Genomic DNA, 17,184 nt, shown 5'->3' with positions numbered 1-17,184 from the left:
ACGCCCAACCACATCGCCAGTTACATCAAGCCAATACGGGCAAAAAACCCACGCGGCTCATCCACGGGTCGCAAATAGATAGCTGGATCGCATTTTTCTTTTGAGTTTCTGCGCCACCTTCGGATATAATTTTGCGTCCCCAAAATCCCCGTTCTTTAACATCCAGTGGTGAACCTACTATGCATCCGATGCTGAACATCGCCGTGCGCGCTGCGCGTAACGCCGGTCAAGTGATTGTCAAAGCCTTCTCCCAGCCCGAGAACATCGAGGCTATGCAAAAAGGCAGCAATGACTTTGTGACCAACGTTGACCGTGAAGCCGAAGCGGCCATCATCTACACCATCAAGAAATCTTACCCCGAGCACAGCATCATTGGGGAAGAGAGCGGCGAAGTCGCCGGCAGCAACGCGGATTATCAATGGATCATCGACCCACTGGATGGCACTACCAACTTCATTAAAGGCATTCCGCACTTCTGTGTGTCTATTGCCCTGCGCGTGAAAGGCCGTACTGAGCAAGCCGTTGTTTACGATCCGATTCGTGACGAACTGTTCACCGCTACCCGCGGCTCCGGCGCCCAACTGAACGGTTATCGTATCCGTACCGGCAAAGCCAAGGATCTCGCAGGTACCGTACTGGCTACCGGTTTCCCGTCCAAACAGAAACACCAGATCGAGCCGTATCTGAAGATGTTCCAGGCGCTGTTTATCGAGTGCTCCGACATCCGTCGCGCTGGCTCTGCTGCACTGGATCTGGCTTATGTGGCCGCCGGTCGTGTGGACGGTTTCTGGGAGATGGGCCTCAAGCCGTGGGATACCGCCGCTGGTGAACTGCTGGCCCGTGAAGCCGGCGCTATCGTCACCGACTTTGTTGGCGGTCACAACTACGAGAACTCTGGCAACATCGTCGCCGGCAACCCGCGTGTCGTCAAAGAGATGCTCGGCAAACTGCGCGAACATCTGCCGGATACCCTGGCCCGCTAAGCTGCGTGAGCCTGTTTGAGAAGCCTCCTTCGGGAGGCTTTTTTCATTTCTAGTGCTGCACTCTTGTTAAATTGCCAGTAACAACACCGGTCAAAACCCAAAAAAAGATCTAATTTTTTAAAATAACAAAAAACCAGCATAAATAACTAACTAGAGTGCAATCCTCCCTGTGAGCTGTTGGCTCCATTCTGACACAAACCTACGTTATTCCCCTTCAGGTTTTCTGGTCTTTGCATGCACCAAATGAAGCTTCTTTTTCTCGCCATCCAGTTTTAAACACCTTTTACTTAGTGAAGTTTTTCAAGGTGTTATCACGACAATAACCCCTTAGCTATCGTTCAAATCTCACGCATCACACAAGCTTGGAGTGAGGTCGGGATTCGTTTTTGCACCGCCCTATTTCGGTAATTAAATAACGTAACTACTTACACACCACCCTTTACCCACCCAAGGGACCTCACCCTGACAGGCTTCACTGGCTTTAAAGCATTTCCCACTATTTAAAGAAAAACATCAAAAACAGATAAACCTTTAAAATCAGCATCTTGAAAACACCATGAAAACGAGTGTTTAAAAAAATGTATTGACGATGTAACTGATTTTTCGCACCGTAGATAGCGATGAGCGCACCTCGTCGTGTAACTCGATTGGAACAGGGATTAGAAAATAACGTTGTTGATTTGTTCAAAATGACAATTTCAAGGAGCTTTCCATGTCGGCACCGGCCCAGACCCACTGCAGCAGCCGCCTGACCATCACAGGTCAGATGCGCCCCGAATATTCCGACATCCTCACCCCCGAGGCCGTGCAGCTGGTGACCGAACTGGTAGAGCGCTTCGCACCGCAGCGTGATGAGCTGCTCGGACAACGCGCAGCCCGCCAAGCACGCATCGACGGTGGCGAGTTGCCCGATTTTCTGCCGGAAACGGCCCATATTCGCCAAGCCAACTGGACCATTCGTGGCATTCCGAGTGACCTGCAGGACCGCCGGGTGGAGATCACCGGTCCGGTCGATCGCAAGATGATCATCAACGCCCTGAATGCCAACGTGAAGGTATTCATGGCCGACTTCGAAGATTCGCTGGCGCCAGCCTGGGACAAGGTGATGGAAGGCCAGCTCAACTTGCGCGATGCGGTCAATGGCACCATCGATTTCACCAGCCCGGAAGGCAAGCGCTACCAGCTTAAAGCCAATCCGGCGGTGCTGATCTGCCGGGTGCGCGGCCTGCACCTGCCCGAAAAACATGTCACCTATGATGGCAAGCCGATCCCGGGTGGCTTGCTCGACTTCGCGCTCTATTTCCTGCACAACCACAAGGCGCTGCTGGCCAAGGGCTCGGGCCCCTATTTCTACCTGCCCAAACTGCAGAGCCATCTGGAAGGGCGCTGGTGGAGCGAAGTCTTCGCCTGGACCGAAGACCGCTTCAACCTGGCCCGCGGCACCATCAAGGCCACCGTATTGATTGAAACCCTGCCGGCGGTATTTGAGATGGATGAGCTGCTGTATCAGATGAAGGATCACATCGTGGCCCTCAACTGCGGCCGCTGGGATTACATCTTCAGCTATATCAAGACCTTGAAGAATCACCCGGATCGGGTTCTGCCCGATCGCCAGAGTGTGACCATGGATAAGCCGTTTCTCTCTGCCTATTCGCGCCTGCTGATCAAGACCTGTCACAAGCGCGGTGCCATGGCAATGGGTGGCATGGCGGCGTTTATCCCGACCAAGGATCCGTCGGTCAACGAAGAGGTGTTTGCCAAGGTGCGCGCCGACAAAGAGCGTGAAGCGCGCAACGGCCACGACGGCACCTGGGTCGCCCACCCCGGCTTGGCAGATACCGCCATGACGGTGTTTAACTCAGCGATCCCGGCCGGGAGCACCAACCAACTTCATGTACTTCGCGAAGACGATGCCCCGATCACAGCGGCCGATCTGTTAGCACCCTGCGAAGGTGAACGCACCGAAGCGGGCATGCGCACCAACATTCGAATCGCTCTGCAATACATCGAAGCCTGGATTGGTGGCAATGGCTGCGTGCCCATCTACAACCTGATGGAAGATGCCGCCACCGCAGAGATCTCGCGCACCTCCATCTGGCAGTGGATCCGCCACGGCAAGACCTTGGCCAACGGCCAGCCAGTCACCAAGGCTCTGTTTCGCCAGATGCTGAGCGAAGAGCAAGAGGTGGTGAAAAAAGAGCTGGGGGATGCCCGCTGGCAGAGCGGCCGCTTTAGCGAAGCCGCGGCGCTGATGGAAGAGATCACCTGTGCCGACACGCTGGTCGATTTTCTCACGCTGCCCGGTTACGAGCGGCTGTAAGGGATCCGGGCCGCAAGCGGCCCGTCATAACAAGTCAACGGAAACGTGAAAACCATGAAAGAGGGAACTGATATGGCTCTGACCCGTGAACAACAGATCCAGGCAATCGAGAAGGACTGGGCTGAAAACCCCCGCTGGAAGGGGATCAAACGCGGCTACCGGGCCGAGGACGTGGTCAACCTGCGCGGCACCGTCCAGCCGGCACATACCCTGGCCCAGCGCGGAGCCGACAAACTGTGGGACCTGATCCACGGCGGCGCCAAGAAAGGCTATGTGAATTGCCTCGGCGCACTCACTGCCGGTCAGGCGGTGCAACAAGCCAAAGCCGGGATTGAGGCGATTTACCTCTCTGGCTGGCAGGTGGCGGCTGACAATAACTTGGCGGGCACCATGTACCCGGATCAGTCGCTCTATCCGTCCAACTCGGTCCCGTCCGTGGTGACACGCATTAACAACTCGTTTGCCCGAGCCGACCAGATCCAGTGGGCTGGCAAGGTCGGCCCGCACGACGAGGGCTTTATCGACTATTTCCTGCCGATCGTGGCCGATGCCGAAGCGGGCTTTGGCGGCGTACTCAACGCCTTCGAGCTGATGAAAGGAATGATTGAAGCAGGCGCTGCCGGCGTGCACTTTGAAGATCAGCTGGCTTCGGTGAAAAAATGCGGCCACATGGGCGGCAAGGTGCTGGTGCCAACCCAGGAAGCGGTGCAAAAACTGGTCGCAGCCCGTCTGGCGGCCGACGTGTGCGGCACCACCACGCTGGTGATTGCCCGGACCGATGCCAACGCCGCTGACCTGCTCACCTCCGACAGTGATCCGTACGATGCCGATTTCCTGACCGGCGAGCGGACCTCGGAAGGCTTTTACAAGGTGCGTGCCGGCATTGATCAGGCGATTGCCCGCGGTCTGGCCTACGCCCCCTATGCCGACATGGTATGGTGCGAAACCGCCAAACCGGATCTGGTGGAAGCACGCAAGTTTGCCGAAGCCATCAAGGCCAAGTTCCCGGATCGCATTCTGGCCTACAACTGCTCGCCGAGCTTTAACTGGAAGAAGAACTTAGACGATGCCACCATCGCCCGCTTCCAGCAGGAGCTCTCCGACATGGGCTACAAGTACCAGTTCATTACCCTGGCCGGTATCCACAACATGTGGTTCAACATGTACCAACTGGCCTACCAGTACGCCCGTGGCGAAGGGATGAAGCACTACGTCGAAATGGTACAAGAGCCCGAGTTTGCGGCCGCCAAGCAGGGTTACACCTTCGTGGCGCACCAGCAAGAGGTCGGCACCGGCTACTTCGACAAGGTCACCACCGTGATCCAGGGCGGCCAGTCATCGGTCACGGCCCTCACCGGCTCGACCGAGGAAGACCAATTCCACTGATGGCCCAATGCCTCAGTTACCTTGAGGGAGGCTCGCGCCTCCCTCTTTTTTACCTTTCGCTGTGCCTCACGGGGTAGTGTGTGTCTGCAGATCCTGCTGCTCGATAAGCGCCTGCAAAATCTCGCTGTGGCTACTGCCGGACAATGGGCCCAAATCCACCCGCTCGAGCGTAATGGATTGGGTTACCTTGTCATCACCCGCCGGTGAAATGCCAAGCTCAACCTTGCTCAGACCATTGCCGGCACTGCTCACCGACAGATGCAGAATGCGGGAAAGGTCATCGCTACCACTGCCGCTACTACCTTGCAGTAGGTCGGAGATATCGAGCACATCCTCACCGAGTTTAAAATCGGTAATGGTGTCGTGCGCAGGCGCTGCTTCGCTACCCTGATCGGCCGAGTTCCAGACAAACCGGTCATGACCGGCGCCCCCTTGCAGCACGTCATTGCCCTTGCCCCCTTGCAAGATGTCATCGCCATCGCTGCCAAACAGGTGATCATCATCAATGCTGCCCACCAGTGAGTGGCCAGACTCCACATGCAGCGTGAGCGACTGCGAGGTGCTTTGCGTCGTGCCATCCACCGCGGAGGTGGCTGTCAGGGTAAGAGCATGATCCCCGGCGCTGACCCCTTCGAGCGCGAGCCCCAGCGTATGATCCACTGGCAGCAGCCAATCTCCGCCGCTGCCAGCAGACCCCACCGTATTGCCATCAGCGTCGACAACCTGCGCGCCATTGAGCCCGGATAGCGAAAGAGAGAGCTCACCGGGGGTGGGATTAGCCAGTGAGAGCGAAATCCCGATTGGAATATGCGCCCCTTCCAGTGCCAGAATGCCATGACTGGCCACATCCAGATGTGGCATATCCGCTTCAGGGCGCACCGTGATAGGGATTTGGCTATCGGCCGTTAATACGCCGCCACTGCCGCTTTGCCCCATATCCGAGGTGTGGACGGTCAGCTGATCACTGCCCCAATAATCGGGAGTTGGCTGATAGTGAATGGCGCTTGCCAGCAGGGCGTTAATCTCATCGGCACGGCCTTCGAGTGTCATACGCTCGGGGTGGTCGGCCGCCTGAGTGACCTGCACAGTGGCACTGGCTGCGACCAGTACCAACACGCCATGCTCCACACTCAGGCTGACGGTCAGGGTATCAGCATCCACATCTGACACTCTCACAGCGCTTAACGAGTAGGGACTGTCCTCTTGCACGGTCATGTGACTTGGCACCTGATTGACCGGCGCATCGTTCACCGGCTGCACGTCGATGGCTACCACGTCGGTATCGCTCAGCGCGCCACCGCTACCACTGTTGCCCTTGTCGTTGGTCACCATCTGCAGGCTATCATCGCCGTGAAAATCCGGATTTCCCTGATAAGTGACCCCGGATGCCAGCAGGGCATTGATGGCTGCGAGCGGACCAGATAGCAGCACGCTCCCGCTGCCATTTCCTGTGACAGTGACGCCACTGGTGACGCCCACATTTAAGGTGCCGTGACCGACGACAAGATGCACCTCGATGGCACCATTGCCAGCGTCGACATCCTTGACCTGCAGGTCGTGAATCACCAACGGCTGATCTTCCTCTGCCAACAAGGTCTGCTGCGGCACCTGATTGACCGGCGCATCGTTAACGGCAACCACATCCAGCGTGATGGTGCCGTGTACCTCTGGACCCAACGCGCCGTTATCAAGACTCTGCGCCGTGACACTCAACGCAAACTTGCCATTCACATCATGAGTCACCAGCAGCACGCTCTTTAGCTCGCCGCCCGTGGTCGTGATCTGCCACTGGCCATTCCCAAGCGGGGTCACCGTGCCCGGCACCCCATCTGGCAGGCGCACTTCAGCGCCCTCAGGCACATCAGAAATAGTCACACGTACCTGCTCGGGGCCATATTCATGTACCTGGCTGGCAGCGCTGCCGGTTGCTCGCGTATCGCGGGTTTCCAGATTAAGGGTGAGCGAGATAGCCTCGCCTTCCGTGCCATTGGCGCTGGTCACCATATTGCTGAAGAGCGCATCCCCCACCGGATTGACGGTGACGGTGAACGATTGGCTTCTTTCAAGCGGCAGCGTCAGCCCCTTATCCAGGGTAAAGGCGCTGAGCGCAAGCGTCACCGCGCCGCTGAAATCGGCCGGCGGGATCAGGGAAAGCGTGGAGAAATTGGTCCCAACGGGCAGTTGCCACACTCCATGGCCGTTATTAACCGCCGGGGCAGAGAGCGTAAATCCATCCGGAACGCCTTTAATCTGCAGCGCCACAATCTGCTCGGAGCCATCGGTATCAGTCAGCACGGCCCCCATGCCGGCCAGGCTGACAGCACCGTCTTCAAGGCCATTTGCATTAACGACCGTCAAAGTGGCCTCATTATTCACCGGCGTGATATCGATAGCGATATCGCTTTCCCAGCTGCCACGGTCACTGACCAGATGACCGTTCACCAAGGCGGTGTCGACCACCTCCACCTTGATATGCAGCGGCACCTGACCGCTGTAATACGCGGTCGGCACAAAGGGCAGGCTCTGTAACCCCGACATATCATCCACCACCAGAGTTGTGGTGGGCTGGCCATTGTCATCGATAAAGTAGCCATAACGCGCATCGACCGTCACCGTGACCTTCTCAACCTGCTCCGCTCCCCCCTTGTCTGGCGAGGGAGTCAGATCTGCCAGTTTGACAGCCAGATTAAGGCTAGCCTGCTGACCTTCCTGATTATTGGTGACCGCGACCTCGAGAGTGGGATGACTATTAGTCCCCGCTACATCCACGACCGGAGAAATATCTAACCGAATGTCGTGACTGACCAAATGGCTGCGGCCGCTATCGGTATCGGTGTTGACCACATCCACAGTGATAGGCAGCGAGCCGGCATAGTTGGCAGGCAGGCTTACCGTTAACTTCTCCAGCCCATCAAGGCTCGGAGAAGTCTTGATAACATACTGATTGTTAACGAAATCAAACACCATGCCGTGAACTGATACACCCGCTGGCAAGCCCTTGATCACGAGACTGACTTCGTCATTGTCCGCGTGACTGCTGCCAATGGTAATTTGCGATTTGAGGGCAGAGCCCAGTGCCAGCAACTGATCTTCATGACCGTTGACCGGTTGGGCATTAAAGGTGATCTCGGCCGCCTGCCCCAATCCGGAAATGGGTAGCACAAACAACGCATTGACCTGCACGCTTCGGGTCGCTGCCGCGCTGCGATCTCCGTCTTCACCGTCATCAATCACATGAGCCGTCACTGTAAAGGTGGTCTGGCGTGCAAATCCCATCGGCGCTTGCAAGGCATAGCTGCCGATATTGGCCGCTGGGACTGTCCAACTGCCATTACCATCGTTAATCCCACCGATCACGACGAAGCCACTGGGCAAACCACTAATCACCAGATAATCGATATGCTCACTGCTGCTGGGGTCCATATCAGTGACCTTGACTGCTTCGGCCAACAGCACAGGTTTATCCCATGAGCTCACGAGGACGGGATGACTCAACGTCAGGACAGTGTCACTCTCCACCACGGCTTGAATATCCACCTGCAGCGAGCCCGTTATCTCCTTGCTCGCCACCACGTTCGAATCCACGTCGTGCTGAGTAACAGTCACGTGACTTTGGATATGGGTGTCCTTGTCGCTGTCCTTCGGTGCGGTCACCAGCAACTGAGCGCCATGGAGCAGCCGAGCAAGATCGGTATCCGAGATATCCAGTGCACCGCACGTTGCAGTCAGTTCGGTGATGTTGCTTCCCTCTTTAATCCAGAGGTGATAGCCGGACTCAATACCGGAGAAGTGCAGCTGGGTAACATGCTCATTGCCATCAGCCGACAGATCGGGCTGCCAATTGAGGACGGTGTAATCATCTTCCAAGCCGTGGCTGGTGTTGTTGTAATCCTTAGCATCAATCTGCGGCTCGACCTTAACCAGCAACGGCGTCTCAACGATCTGATGGTGGCCATCGTTTTCGGTCACCACAACCCGGGCCGTCAGGTGCAGATCACTGGTGCTATTGTGAGGTGGCTGGATAACCAGATTCCCAAGACTTGAGATATTGACCTGATAGGTCGGCTGGCCACTGCCATCAAGCCCGGCGTAAGCGAGCGTCAACGCCTTGCCGGTGCTATCAAGCACCTTGGCGCCCTCTGGCAGGCCCATCAGCACCATGTTCAAGCTTTCGGAGTTATCGGCAGGGGTATCGATCTTCTCTCCCGACAAAAGCTTGAAATCAAGCTGTGCTCCACTGTCTTCTTTCACTGTGGTGACATAACCCTGACCGGCATTGTCTTGCCAATGGCTATTGCTTACATCAAAGTGCGGCTGGTCCGCGACCCCAACCAGATCCACATGCAGAGTCTGGGAGCCGGTCTCTTTCTCATTGACCACGGTATGGGTCTGACCATTGACATCGGTCAAGGTCGTCGTGTCTTTCAACACGCCCTTGATGGTGAGGTCAAAATCGACGTTGCTGTTTTTAGGTGGTTCTAGTTTGAGATCGCCAATACGATCGTAGGGAACCTCGTAGTAGCCTTCGGCGCTCTGACTCACCGCTACACCGCCCAGCAACAAAGTTGCACCGTCAGGCAGGCCACTGATGCGGACAAACATCTGCTCGGAGCCATCGAGTTTGTCATCCAGATGAACAAGGGCGATCTTGCTGCCCAGATCGAGCAGGGTGTCTTCCTTGCCCTGAATGTCACGAAGGGTCAGCTTGGCGTCATCCGCTACCGGATTAACGTTGATCACCAACTCAATTTTGTCTCCCTGCGCCATACCCTGACCCTGAGCGATCGGGTTCTTCTCCGTGCTGATCGGAGTCACCGATAGCTTGATGTCACCGCTATAGTCCTTACCGGGCACCACGGTGATCTTGTTGATGTCGCTACCAGCAACGGTATAGAGGCCGTTTGTCCCCGGGGTAAGCACCTGGCCGTTCAGGGTCAGAGTCCCCTGACCCGCTTCCCATTTGATCTGGTAGGTCAGGGTCTCGGAGCCATCCCTATCGGTGAGGCCCGCCTGCACATTGAGGGCAATGCCGCTGCTGTCCTCACTAGTGGTGTAGTGCTGGTGTGTGCTCGCTCCATCCCAGAGTGGCTGGTCGGCAATACCCTGTACCGTAATATCAAGATTGCCGGTAAGCACCGGGGGCTTGCTCCCCTCGGTGACGCCCACCTGCAACTGCACCGGGAAGCGCAGGGGATTGCCTCCGTTGTTGTAGCTCGAGTAGTCGTGGTTCGGCACGAAGGTGACACCGGTGAGCTCGAACTTGTCGTTGGTGTTGGCCACCGCCACCATGGCCGTAGGCGGCACCTGATACCAGGTCTTGCCACCTTGGGTAATGGTGGTCAGTGCGATGCCGTTGAAATAGAAGGTACCCTGGGCATTGGCCGGCGCCTGGAACAGCAGTTGTTCAACATGTTCGCCCCGATCGAAATCCCCCACATCCAGGCTCATGGTAATGGGGATCCCCTGGCCCGGATCGGTTGCACCCGCATCCTCCTGACCGGTGACCGAGCTCACAGTGAGTTTGCCAGCCTCATCCCGGATGGTCAGAGTCAGAACCCCATCATCGGTATCCCCGTCACCGTCCACCAAATGGAATCCAATCTGCTGTACCAGGGTGCTGTTGCTGTGATCGATGCCCGACTTGGCCGTGAAGCTGTAGTTACCCTCGGCATTGATAACCAAAGTGCCGATAGCTTGTCCTGTGCCATCTGTTACCGAGATGGTGGTATTGCCCCTTGCGGCGACGGGGTGCTCGAAACCGTTGATGGTTACCGATTTAACGACTGCATCGTCCGCCCCCTCACTGGCAGTGGCCAGCAGATCGCCGGTCACTTTTGCACCTTCATTCAGGGTCTTGCTTGCATCCACAGCCACGGGCACATCATCTTGCACGCTCACATGGCCAATCACTTCGGCGCTGAGGTCTCCGTCACTGTCCCGCGCCTGTAACGGCAGCTGGATATCCAGCAGATCCTTGCCCTGGACGCGGTGATCCAGATTGCCGGTAAGATCGAAGGTATAACGGCCAGAGACATCCAACGTCAGCTTGAAGATGAGCTTGCCTGCGCTGTCTTTGCCAAGATACACGCCAGGCTGGCTATCGGCGGCAATGGTGACCACCTTGCCCCCCGACGTGAGGCTGTTGAGGGCGTTGAAACGGGCCACATCCAGTTGCAGAGAAGCCACCCGGTCGCTCCCGGCGCCGATCATCACCTGACCGATGGCAACCTCTCCCGAACCTGACGGGCTGGTGCCCCCATGCTGGCCACTGCCCCCGTTGAGATCCGACTCCTTGACGGTGACACCCTCGATGCTGGTGATCACGGGGTTGTCAGCATCGGTAATCACGGCGGTGGTATTGCCAGTCGTCACGCTGCCGTCGCTGTCGGTCACCTTGACCGGCAAGGTCAGGTTAAGTTTGTCATCCGCCCCGTGATCCAGGTTGGTATGCACGGTCACCTGATAATCGATAGCCGCGCTGCTGTGAGCGGCGATGCTGGCGGGCACTGTGGGGATCGACACCGTTATCACCACCAGACCGCCGCTGGTCACGGCCTGGAAGGTGTGGCCATCCGTGCCAACCGCTTTCCAGGTCAAGACCTCGCCATTGTGGCTAATGGGCTTGCAGCTGGCATCCATGACCTGACCGGAGAGCGTCAGCCGCACATCGGTCACCGGATCCGAGTCAGCTTTAATGGTGATTTTGCCGCTCGCCTGCTGGTCGTCGGTGGCCGAGTTGGCGCCATCGAAGCGCCCCTCTGCCAGCGTCACGCCGGTCAGTATCAACGTCGGTTTCTCACCTTCCCCAATCTGGATATTGAGGGTGCCGCTGGTGCTGTCGTTGTTGCCACCCGCCTTGTCATAGTCGTTGACGATCACCTTGATGGGCAACTCGGTCACGGCGTTGGCGCCCTGATGGATCCCCTGATAGAGAGTCACCTGATAGTCAAAACCGTTCTTGCCCGCCTGATCGAGGCTACCGATCAGCTTGACCTCAAACACCTCGACCCGCTGGCCATCCACCATCACATAACCCTTGAGCAACTGGCTACCGGAGATGGCAGGATCCCCATCAAACAGCTCGTACTTGACGCTCTGGCCGAGCGCTGTGAGCGCCGGTTGCAGGCTACCATCGGCAAACACCACATCGGCCACACGATCCGATCCGGCTTGCACGTCAAAGTGACCGGTTTGGCTCAGGCTGTTGCTGCCGGTGAGGTCACCCTCATCCAGAGTCACACCAATGCCAGGAATAAAGCTCGGTGCCTTGCCATCCGAGATGATGAGCGGCAGCGAAGTACCGATGCGATCGCCATCCTTGTCGGCCAGCGTGACCGCCAGCGGCAGGTTAAGAGATTCACTCCCCTTGTGATCCAGCTCACCGCTCAGGGTGACCTTGGCGGTGATGCTCCAGTTGCCGTTGTTGTCGACCGGATTCAGTTCGGCGCGCAGTACCACCTGCCCGCCGGCGATCCCGACCAGCTGGCCGTTGGCGTCGAGGGAGAAGGTGATCGGATTGCCATGACTGGTCAGGCCGGTCAGGGTGCTCTGGATGGTGGCAATATCAAAACCGAGCGATGCGGGATCGAGGGCATCGCTGCCGTGGGTCACCGTGAAGCTCATGGTGCTGACCGTGGCCACCTCCCCTTGCGCCATCTCGGTGATGGTAGTGCCAGTCACTGCGGAGATGGTCGGGTTGGCGCCATCACCTACCGCCACAGTAATGGTGGAGGAGACCTTGTCGCCATCGCTGTCGAGCAGGGTAAAACCCGCCTTGAGCAGGCTGTCGGCACTGCCCTGGTCCAGTGCCTGATGAAGGGTAAAGCTGTATTTGCCATCGTTGCCGAGAGTCAGCTCAAACACCAGCGTGCCATCGGAGGTACGCCCCTCGATACGATGATCGGCCACCGCGATGGTCACAACCTGTTGGCCCGAGGTGAATCCCTGCAGCCCCGGCTGATTGGCATCGAAGGTGATGCTGGCCAGCGGATCACTGCCCGCTTTGATGACCAGATCGCCATTAAGAGTTTGGCTCTGCTGCCAGTTGCTGTCCTCTACCAGTGGCAAGGACACTGCCTCGACCTGTGGCAAAGCGCCGTCAACAATGCTGATGTTAAGCGTGCCGACGTTGCTGTGATCCCCATCGGCATCACGACCCACCACCTGTAGCCCCAGATCAAGACGATGAGGCGCCGCCGGTTGGTCAAAAGCACCACTAAGTGCAACGCTGTATTTGCCATCAAGCCCGATGGTCACTGTCATCAGCGTCTTGCCCTGCCAATCTTTGACAGTCAGCTGGTTATCATGCACCTCGTAGCTCGTCGCCTTACCCTGACTGGTCAGCCCAGTCAGCGAGGGTTGGGCGCCCTCAAAGTGAAGGGAAACCAAGCGGTCGCTACCCACGGTCACAGCCACCTGACCATCCACCGTCTGGGACGGGCCTTCCGTCAGGGCAATACCGGGGTCACTGCCGATAACCGGGTCTGCGCCATCACGCAGGGTAATCACCACCGCAGCCTGAGTCTTGTCGCCATCAATATCACGCGCTTCGACCTGCAGGTTAAGAGAGATAACGTCACTGCGCTGGTGATCCAGCGGCGCACTCAGATGCACGGACATCTCACCGTCCACATCGAGGCCATTGGCACTGCCGGTCAGGGTGGCGCTGAGCACCGCGACCCGCTTGCCCTGCGCATCCTGGTAAAAGCCGATCAGTTGGCGCGCACCATCAAATTCAAATGTGAGCTGATGACCATCGCTACTGAGCCCCAAGCCATTGAGACGGGCTAGAGTATCGCTCTGCTGGCTGAACATCACACTGCTTGGCAAGATCGGATCGGCATTGTGACTTATCACAAAACGGCTGGCGCTCACCACATCGTCTGAGTGGCCAAACGCATCTTCAGTGAGCGCTGTCGCGGGAACCGTAAATGCTACCGGCGTGCTATCAACCCATTGCAGTGACAGGTTGGCCTTAACCAGATCGCCGTCGTTATCACGGTACTCCAGCGCAAACGGCAAGGCTAAGGTATCGCTGCGGTGATCAAGGCTCTGGGCCCATTCGATGCGATAACTGCCATCGTCAGAGAGTGTCAGGGTAAAGACGGTCTGACCGCCAGCCGTGGCCGTCAGCACATGGTTATCACTGCTCAGGCTATAGCTAAGCCGCTCGCCATGGCTCTGCAGCCCCAGTTGCTCGAGGCTGGTTTGATCCGCACCAAAAACCACCTGCAGATTGCCATCCACCCCGGCGCCGGTATTGAGCGTGCCGGTCGCAACGACAGCCCCTTGCGCCAGTTCGGACTCGGAGAGGGTGAGCGTCTCGCTCTGGCCAATCAGCGGAGCGCCGTCGGTCGCACTGTTGCCGGCCAAATCAGTGACACTGGCCCACACTTCAAAAGCGTCGTTGAGAGAAGAGAGATCGAGCCCGGTTACCTGCCAGCGACCATCCTCCTGCACCAGCGCGGTCGTGGTAAGCAATACGCCGCTTTTACCAATCAGATCGATCGTCACGGTTTGTCCGGCTTCGACCTGACTGCTGGTGCCGCTCAACGTGGCATTGGTCTGGCCGAACAGCGCCGATGTATCAAGATCGTCGAGATCCACCGACGCCTGGGTATCTACCGTGATACTCAACGTTTGCGTGGCGCGGTTACCGGCGATATCAACCGCCTCAACCTGGAAATCGTGTTGCCCATCGGGTAGCCCCGCCGGCAGAGTGAATTGCCAGTTGCCATCGCTATCCACCGTGAGCACGGCCAGCACCTGACCGGCCAGACTTAATGTCACGCTGGCACCGGGCTCACCCCGGCCTTGCAGCAGCGGCGTTGTATCCCGGGTCAGGTTATCAGTCTGGCTGGCGCCGCTATCGCTACTGTCTGCCAGATCAAGGGAGATAGTGGTGACGGTATCAAGCAGCGTGCTAGCGCTATCAACGGCGCGGTTGCCCGCCCCATCCACTGTGGTAGCGGTGATGGTGATCTGGCCATCGACCAGCCGGCCGGTCAGATCGCCAAAGTCAGCGGCCCACACGTTGCCGGGTAACACCGTCGTGGTGAGTGTCACGCTCTGACCGCTGCTATCGGTGAGCGTGACGGTGACCGGCTGCCCCACCTCCACATCATCGACACTGCCGCGAATGATCAGGGCGGTCAGCTCAGTGGCATTAATGATATTGTCAGCGGTTTGTGGCTCATCGACTGTGATGGCCGCAAAGGCGTCGATATCCACTGCCGCCACACGCTGGGGAGGAACCGCGTTACCCCCATCATGGGTGGTATCAAAACCGGCCTCTGCCAAGGTGGCGTCACCGATGCGTTCGACAATCACCGCGCTGCCGGCACTCGAGCCCACCACACCGCCCCCCGCAGCCGCCGCGCCGGCCGCTGTGGCTTCAAACTGCGCCGTCGGGTCGTTCCCCTGCAAGATGGCTTGTTGAATGGCATCGAGCTGCGCCTGGGTTGACGCATCGTTAACATTCAGCGGCTCGGCAGATTGCGCTTGCAGCGTCACTTGTTCGGGCCTGGCCACCTGCAGCTGCATGCCGGGCTCGAGTAACATGCCTACGCTGGCCGGCAGCTGCGCACCATTAGCGGCGATAATCAGGGCGGAAGGGTCTTGCAGAGCGGTGATTCGAGTGGGGACAGCGATACGTAGCGTGGTCATGACAACTCCGGCGAGAGACGGTCGACTGTTAAGAATCCGAAAAGAGCACATCATACCGTGCTCTAATGACGCCGTCCTTTCTATTATTTCGACATATTGGTCACCGAATAATCGATTCGCCTGACCCCCTTTCGAACGCGAAACGGCCCTCTACGCCAGCCAAGGTTCCCGCTACTGGATGAAACTGTTAAGTCACTCCCACTTTTGACATCCGGTGCCGGGAGCAATTGATCCAGAACAAGTTTTGCTCCGACAAATAGCCATTTGAATTATTCATTTCATATTATCCCCGATGAGCAAATGGACATTGCGGTTGTCCATTCATGACAACAAAGGCCCCTGCTCACTGACAGAGGCCATCTTCTGGGAGTGATGATCGTGGGATCAGCAATCAAGAACATGGGGTTAACCCTGGGCGTTCTGCTGACAGGTGTGCTGTGGGCAGGACAAACGATGGCCGAGGTCGAGGCACGCAACGAACAGTTTGCCAAAGAGCATGCGAGCCAATACGAGTCGTGGAAGAAAACCAGCGAAAGCAGCGAACGCACCGATGCGCTGGCAGACGATCCCAACATGGTGGTGATGTGGGCCGGCTACCCCTTCTCCAAGGATTACAACAAGCCGCGTGGTCACTACTACGCCCTGACCGATGTGCGCGAAACCCTGCGTACCGGCGCCCCCAAAACTGCGGAAGATGGCCCGCTGCCGATGGCGTGCTGGAGCTGCAAGAGCCCGGACGTTGCGCGCGTGATCGACAGTCAGGGGGAAGATGCCTACTTCAAGGGCATGTGGGCCAAGGGCGGCCCTGAAATCGTCAATACCATCGGCTGCGCCGACTGCCACGATACTGGCAGCAAGGCGTTCAAAGAGGGCAAACCGGCCCTGCATCTGTCACGTCCCTATGCCAGCCGGGCCATGGACGCCATCCATATGCCATTTGAAAAACAGGGCCGCTTCGATCAGCAAGCGCAGGTGTGCGGCCAGTGCCACGTCGAATACTACTTCAAGGCCCCCACCAAGTCGGTGAAATTCCCGTGGGATGAGGGTACCTCAGTGGACGATATGGAGCGCTATTACGACAAGCTCGGCTTTGCTGACTGGGTACATGGCCTCTCCAAGACGCCCATGCTCAAGGCGCAGCACCCCGAGTATGAAACCTGGCGCGCCGGCATCCACGGCAAGAACAATGTCGGTTGTGTCGATTGCCACATGCCCAAGGTGCGCGGCGCCGATGGCAAGCTCTATACCGATCACAAGGTCGGCAATCCGTTCGATAGATTCGAACAAACCTGCGCTAACTGCCACACCCAGAGCAAACAAGCCCTGCAAGCAGTGGTTCAAGAGCGCAAAGATGCGGTGCATGAGCTCAAGCTGAAAGTCGAGCGCCAACTGGTGCACGCTCACTTTGAAGCCAAGGCGGCCTGGGATGCCGGCGCTACCGAAGAGCAGATGAAGCCCATCTTGCAGGACATCCGTCACGCCCAATGGCGCTGGGATTACGCGATTGCCTCCCACGGCATCCACATGCACGCACCTGAAGTGGGTCTGAAGGTCCTTGGTACGGCACTGGACAAGGCGGCCGATGCCCGCACCCAGCTCGCCCGCCTGCTCGCGACCAAGGGCATTACCGGCGAGATTCCGCTGCCGGATATCAGCACCAAGGAGAAAGCGCAGGCCGCTCTGGGTATGGACATGCAGAAGTTCATCTCCGACAAGCAGCAATTCCTCAAAACCACGGTACCGGCCTGGGACGAACAGGCCAAAGCGGCGGGCCGACTGGCCCAGTAAGTCACCTGCCGGCTCGCAAGGGCCGGCAGCCAACCGGTGGGA

Annotated in this window: 5 protein-coding genes; 4 read left to right on the top strand and 1 reads right to left on the bottom strand. The window is 57.8% G+C overall.

What is annotated here, in order from left to right:
• The first annotated feature begins 179 nt into the window (after nt 1–179).
• From suhB to aceA, 3 genes are all read left to right on the top strand, one after another.
• Nucleotides 180–983, top strand: coding sequence for an inositol-1-monophosphatase (gene suhB / locus BW958_RS03325; protein ID WP_076574315.1), 804 nt, complete (start codon nt 180–182; stop codon nt 981–983).
• Nucleotides 984–1,695: 712 nt separating this feature from the next.
• Entirely contained in the window at nt 1,696–3,303 is a 1,608-nt protein-coding gene (aceB, locus tag BW958_RS03320; RefSeq protein WP_076574314.1) for a malate synthase A, read from the top strand.
• Nucleotides 3,304–3,375: 72 nt separating this feature from the next.
• A complete protein-coding gene (gene aceA / locus BW958_RS03315; protein ID WP_076574313.1) occupies nt 3,376–4,689 on the top strand; it encodes an isocitrate lyase in 1,314 nt (437 codons plus the stop codon).
• Nucleotides 4,690–4,755: 66 nt separating this feature from the next.
• Here aceA and BW958_RS03310 read toward each other — a convergent pair whose 3' ends face one another.
• Entirely contained in the window at nt 4,756–15,354 is a 10,599-nt protein-coding gene (locus BW958_RS03310) for a retention module-containing protein (RefSeq protein WP_076574312.1), read from the bottom strand.
• A gap of 372 nt (nt 15,355–15,726) precedes the next feature.
• Between BW958_RS03310 and nrfA the strand changes: the two genes are divergently transcribed.
• On the top strand, nt 15,727–17,142 hold the full coding sequence (gene nrfA / locus BW958_RS03305) for an ammonia-forming nitrite reductase cytochrome c552 subunit (RefSeq protein WP_076574311.1): 1,416 nt from the start codon (nt 15,727–15,729) through the stop codon (nt 17,140–17,142).
• Nucleotides 17,143–17,184 lie beyond the last annotated feature (42 nt).

It is taken from the genome of Aeromonas sp. RU39B (assembly GCF_900156095.1).
Lineage (GTDB): Bacteria > Pseudomonadota > Gammaproteobacteria > Enterobacterales > Aeromonadaceae > Aeromonas.
The sequence above is the reverse complement of the archived record's forward strand: the minus strand, read 5'-3'. Positions and strand labels throughout refer to the sequence as shown.

Bases quoted from the DNA above. Each gene is read 5' to 3' on its own strand.
- suhB (WP_076574315.1), top strand. From the start codon at position 180: ATGCATCCGATGCTGAACATCGCCGTGCGCGCTGCGCGTAACGCCGGT.
- aceB (WP_076574314.1), top strand. From the start codon at position 1,696: ATGTCGGCACCGGCCCAGACCCACTGCAGCAGCCGCCTGACCATCACA.
- aceA (WP_076574313.1), top strand. From the start codon at position 3,376: ATGGCTCTGACCCGTGAACAACAGATCCAGGCAATCGAGAAGGACTGG.
- BW958_RS03310 (WP_076574312.1), bottom strand. From the start codon at position 15,354: ATGACCACGCTACGTATCGCTGTCCCCACTCGAATCACCGCTCTGCAA.
- nrfA (WP_076574311.1), top strand. From the start codon at position 15,727: ATGATCGTGGGATCAGCAATCAAGAACATGGGGTTAACCCTGGGCGTT.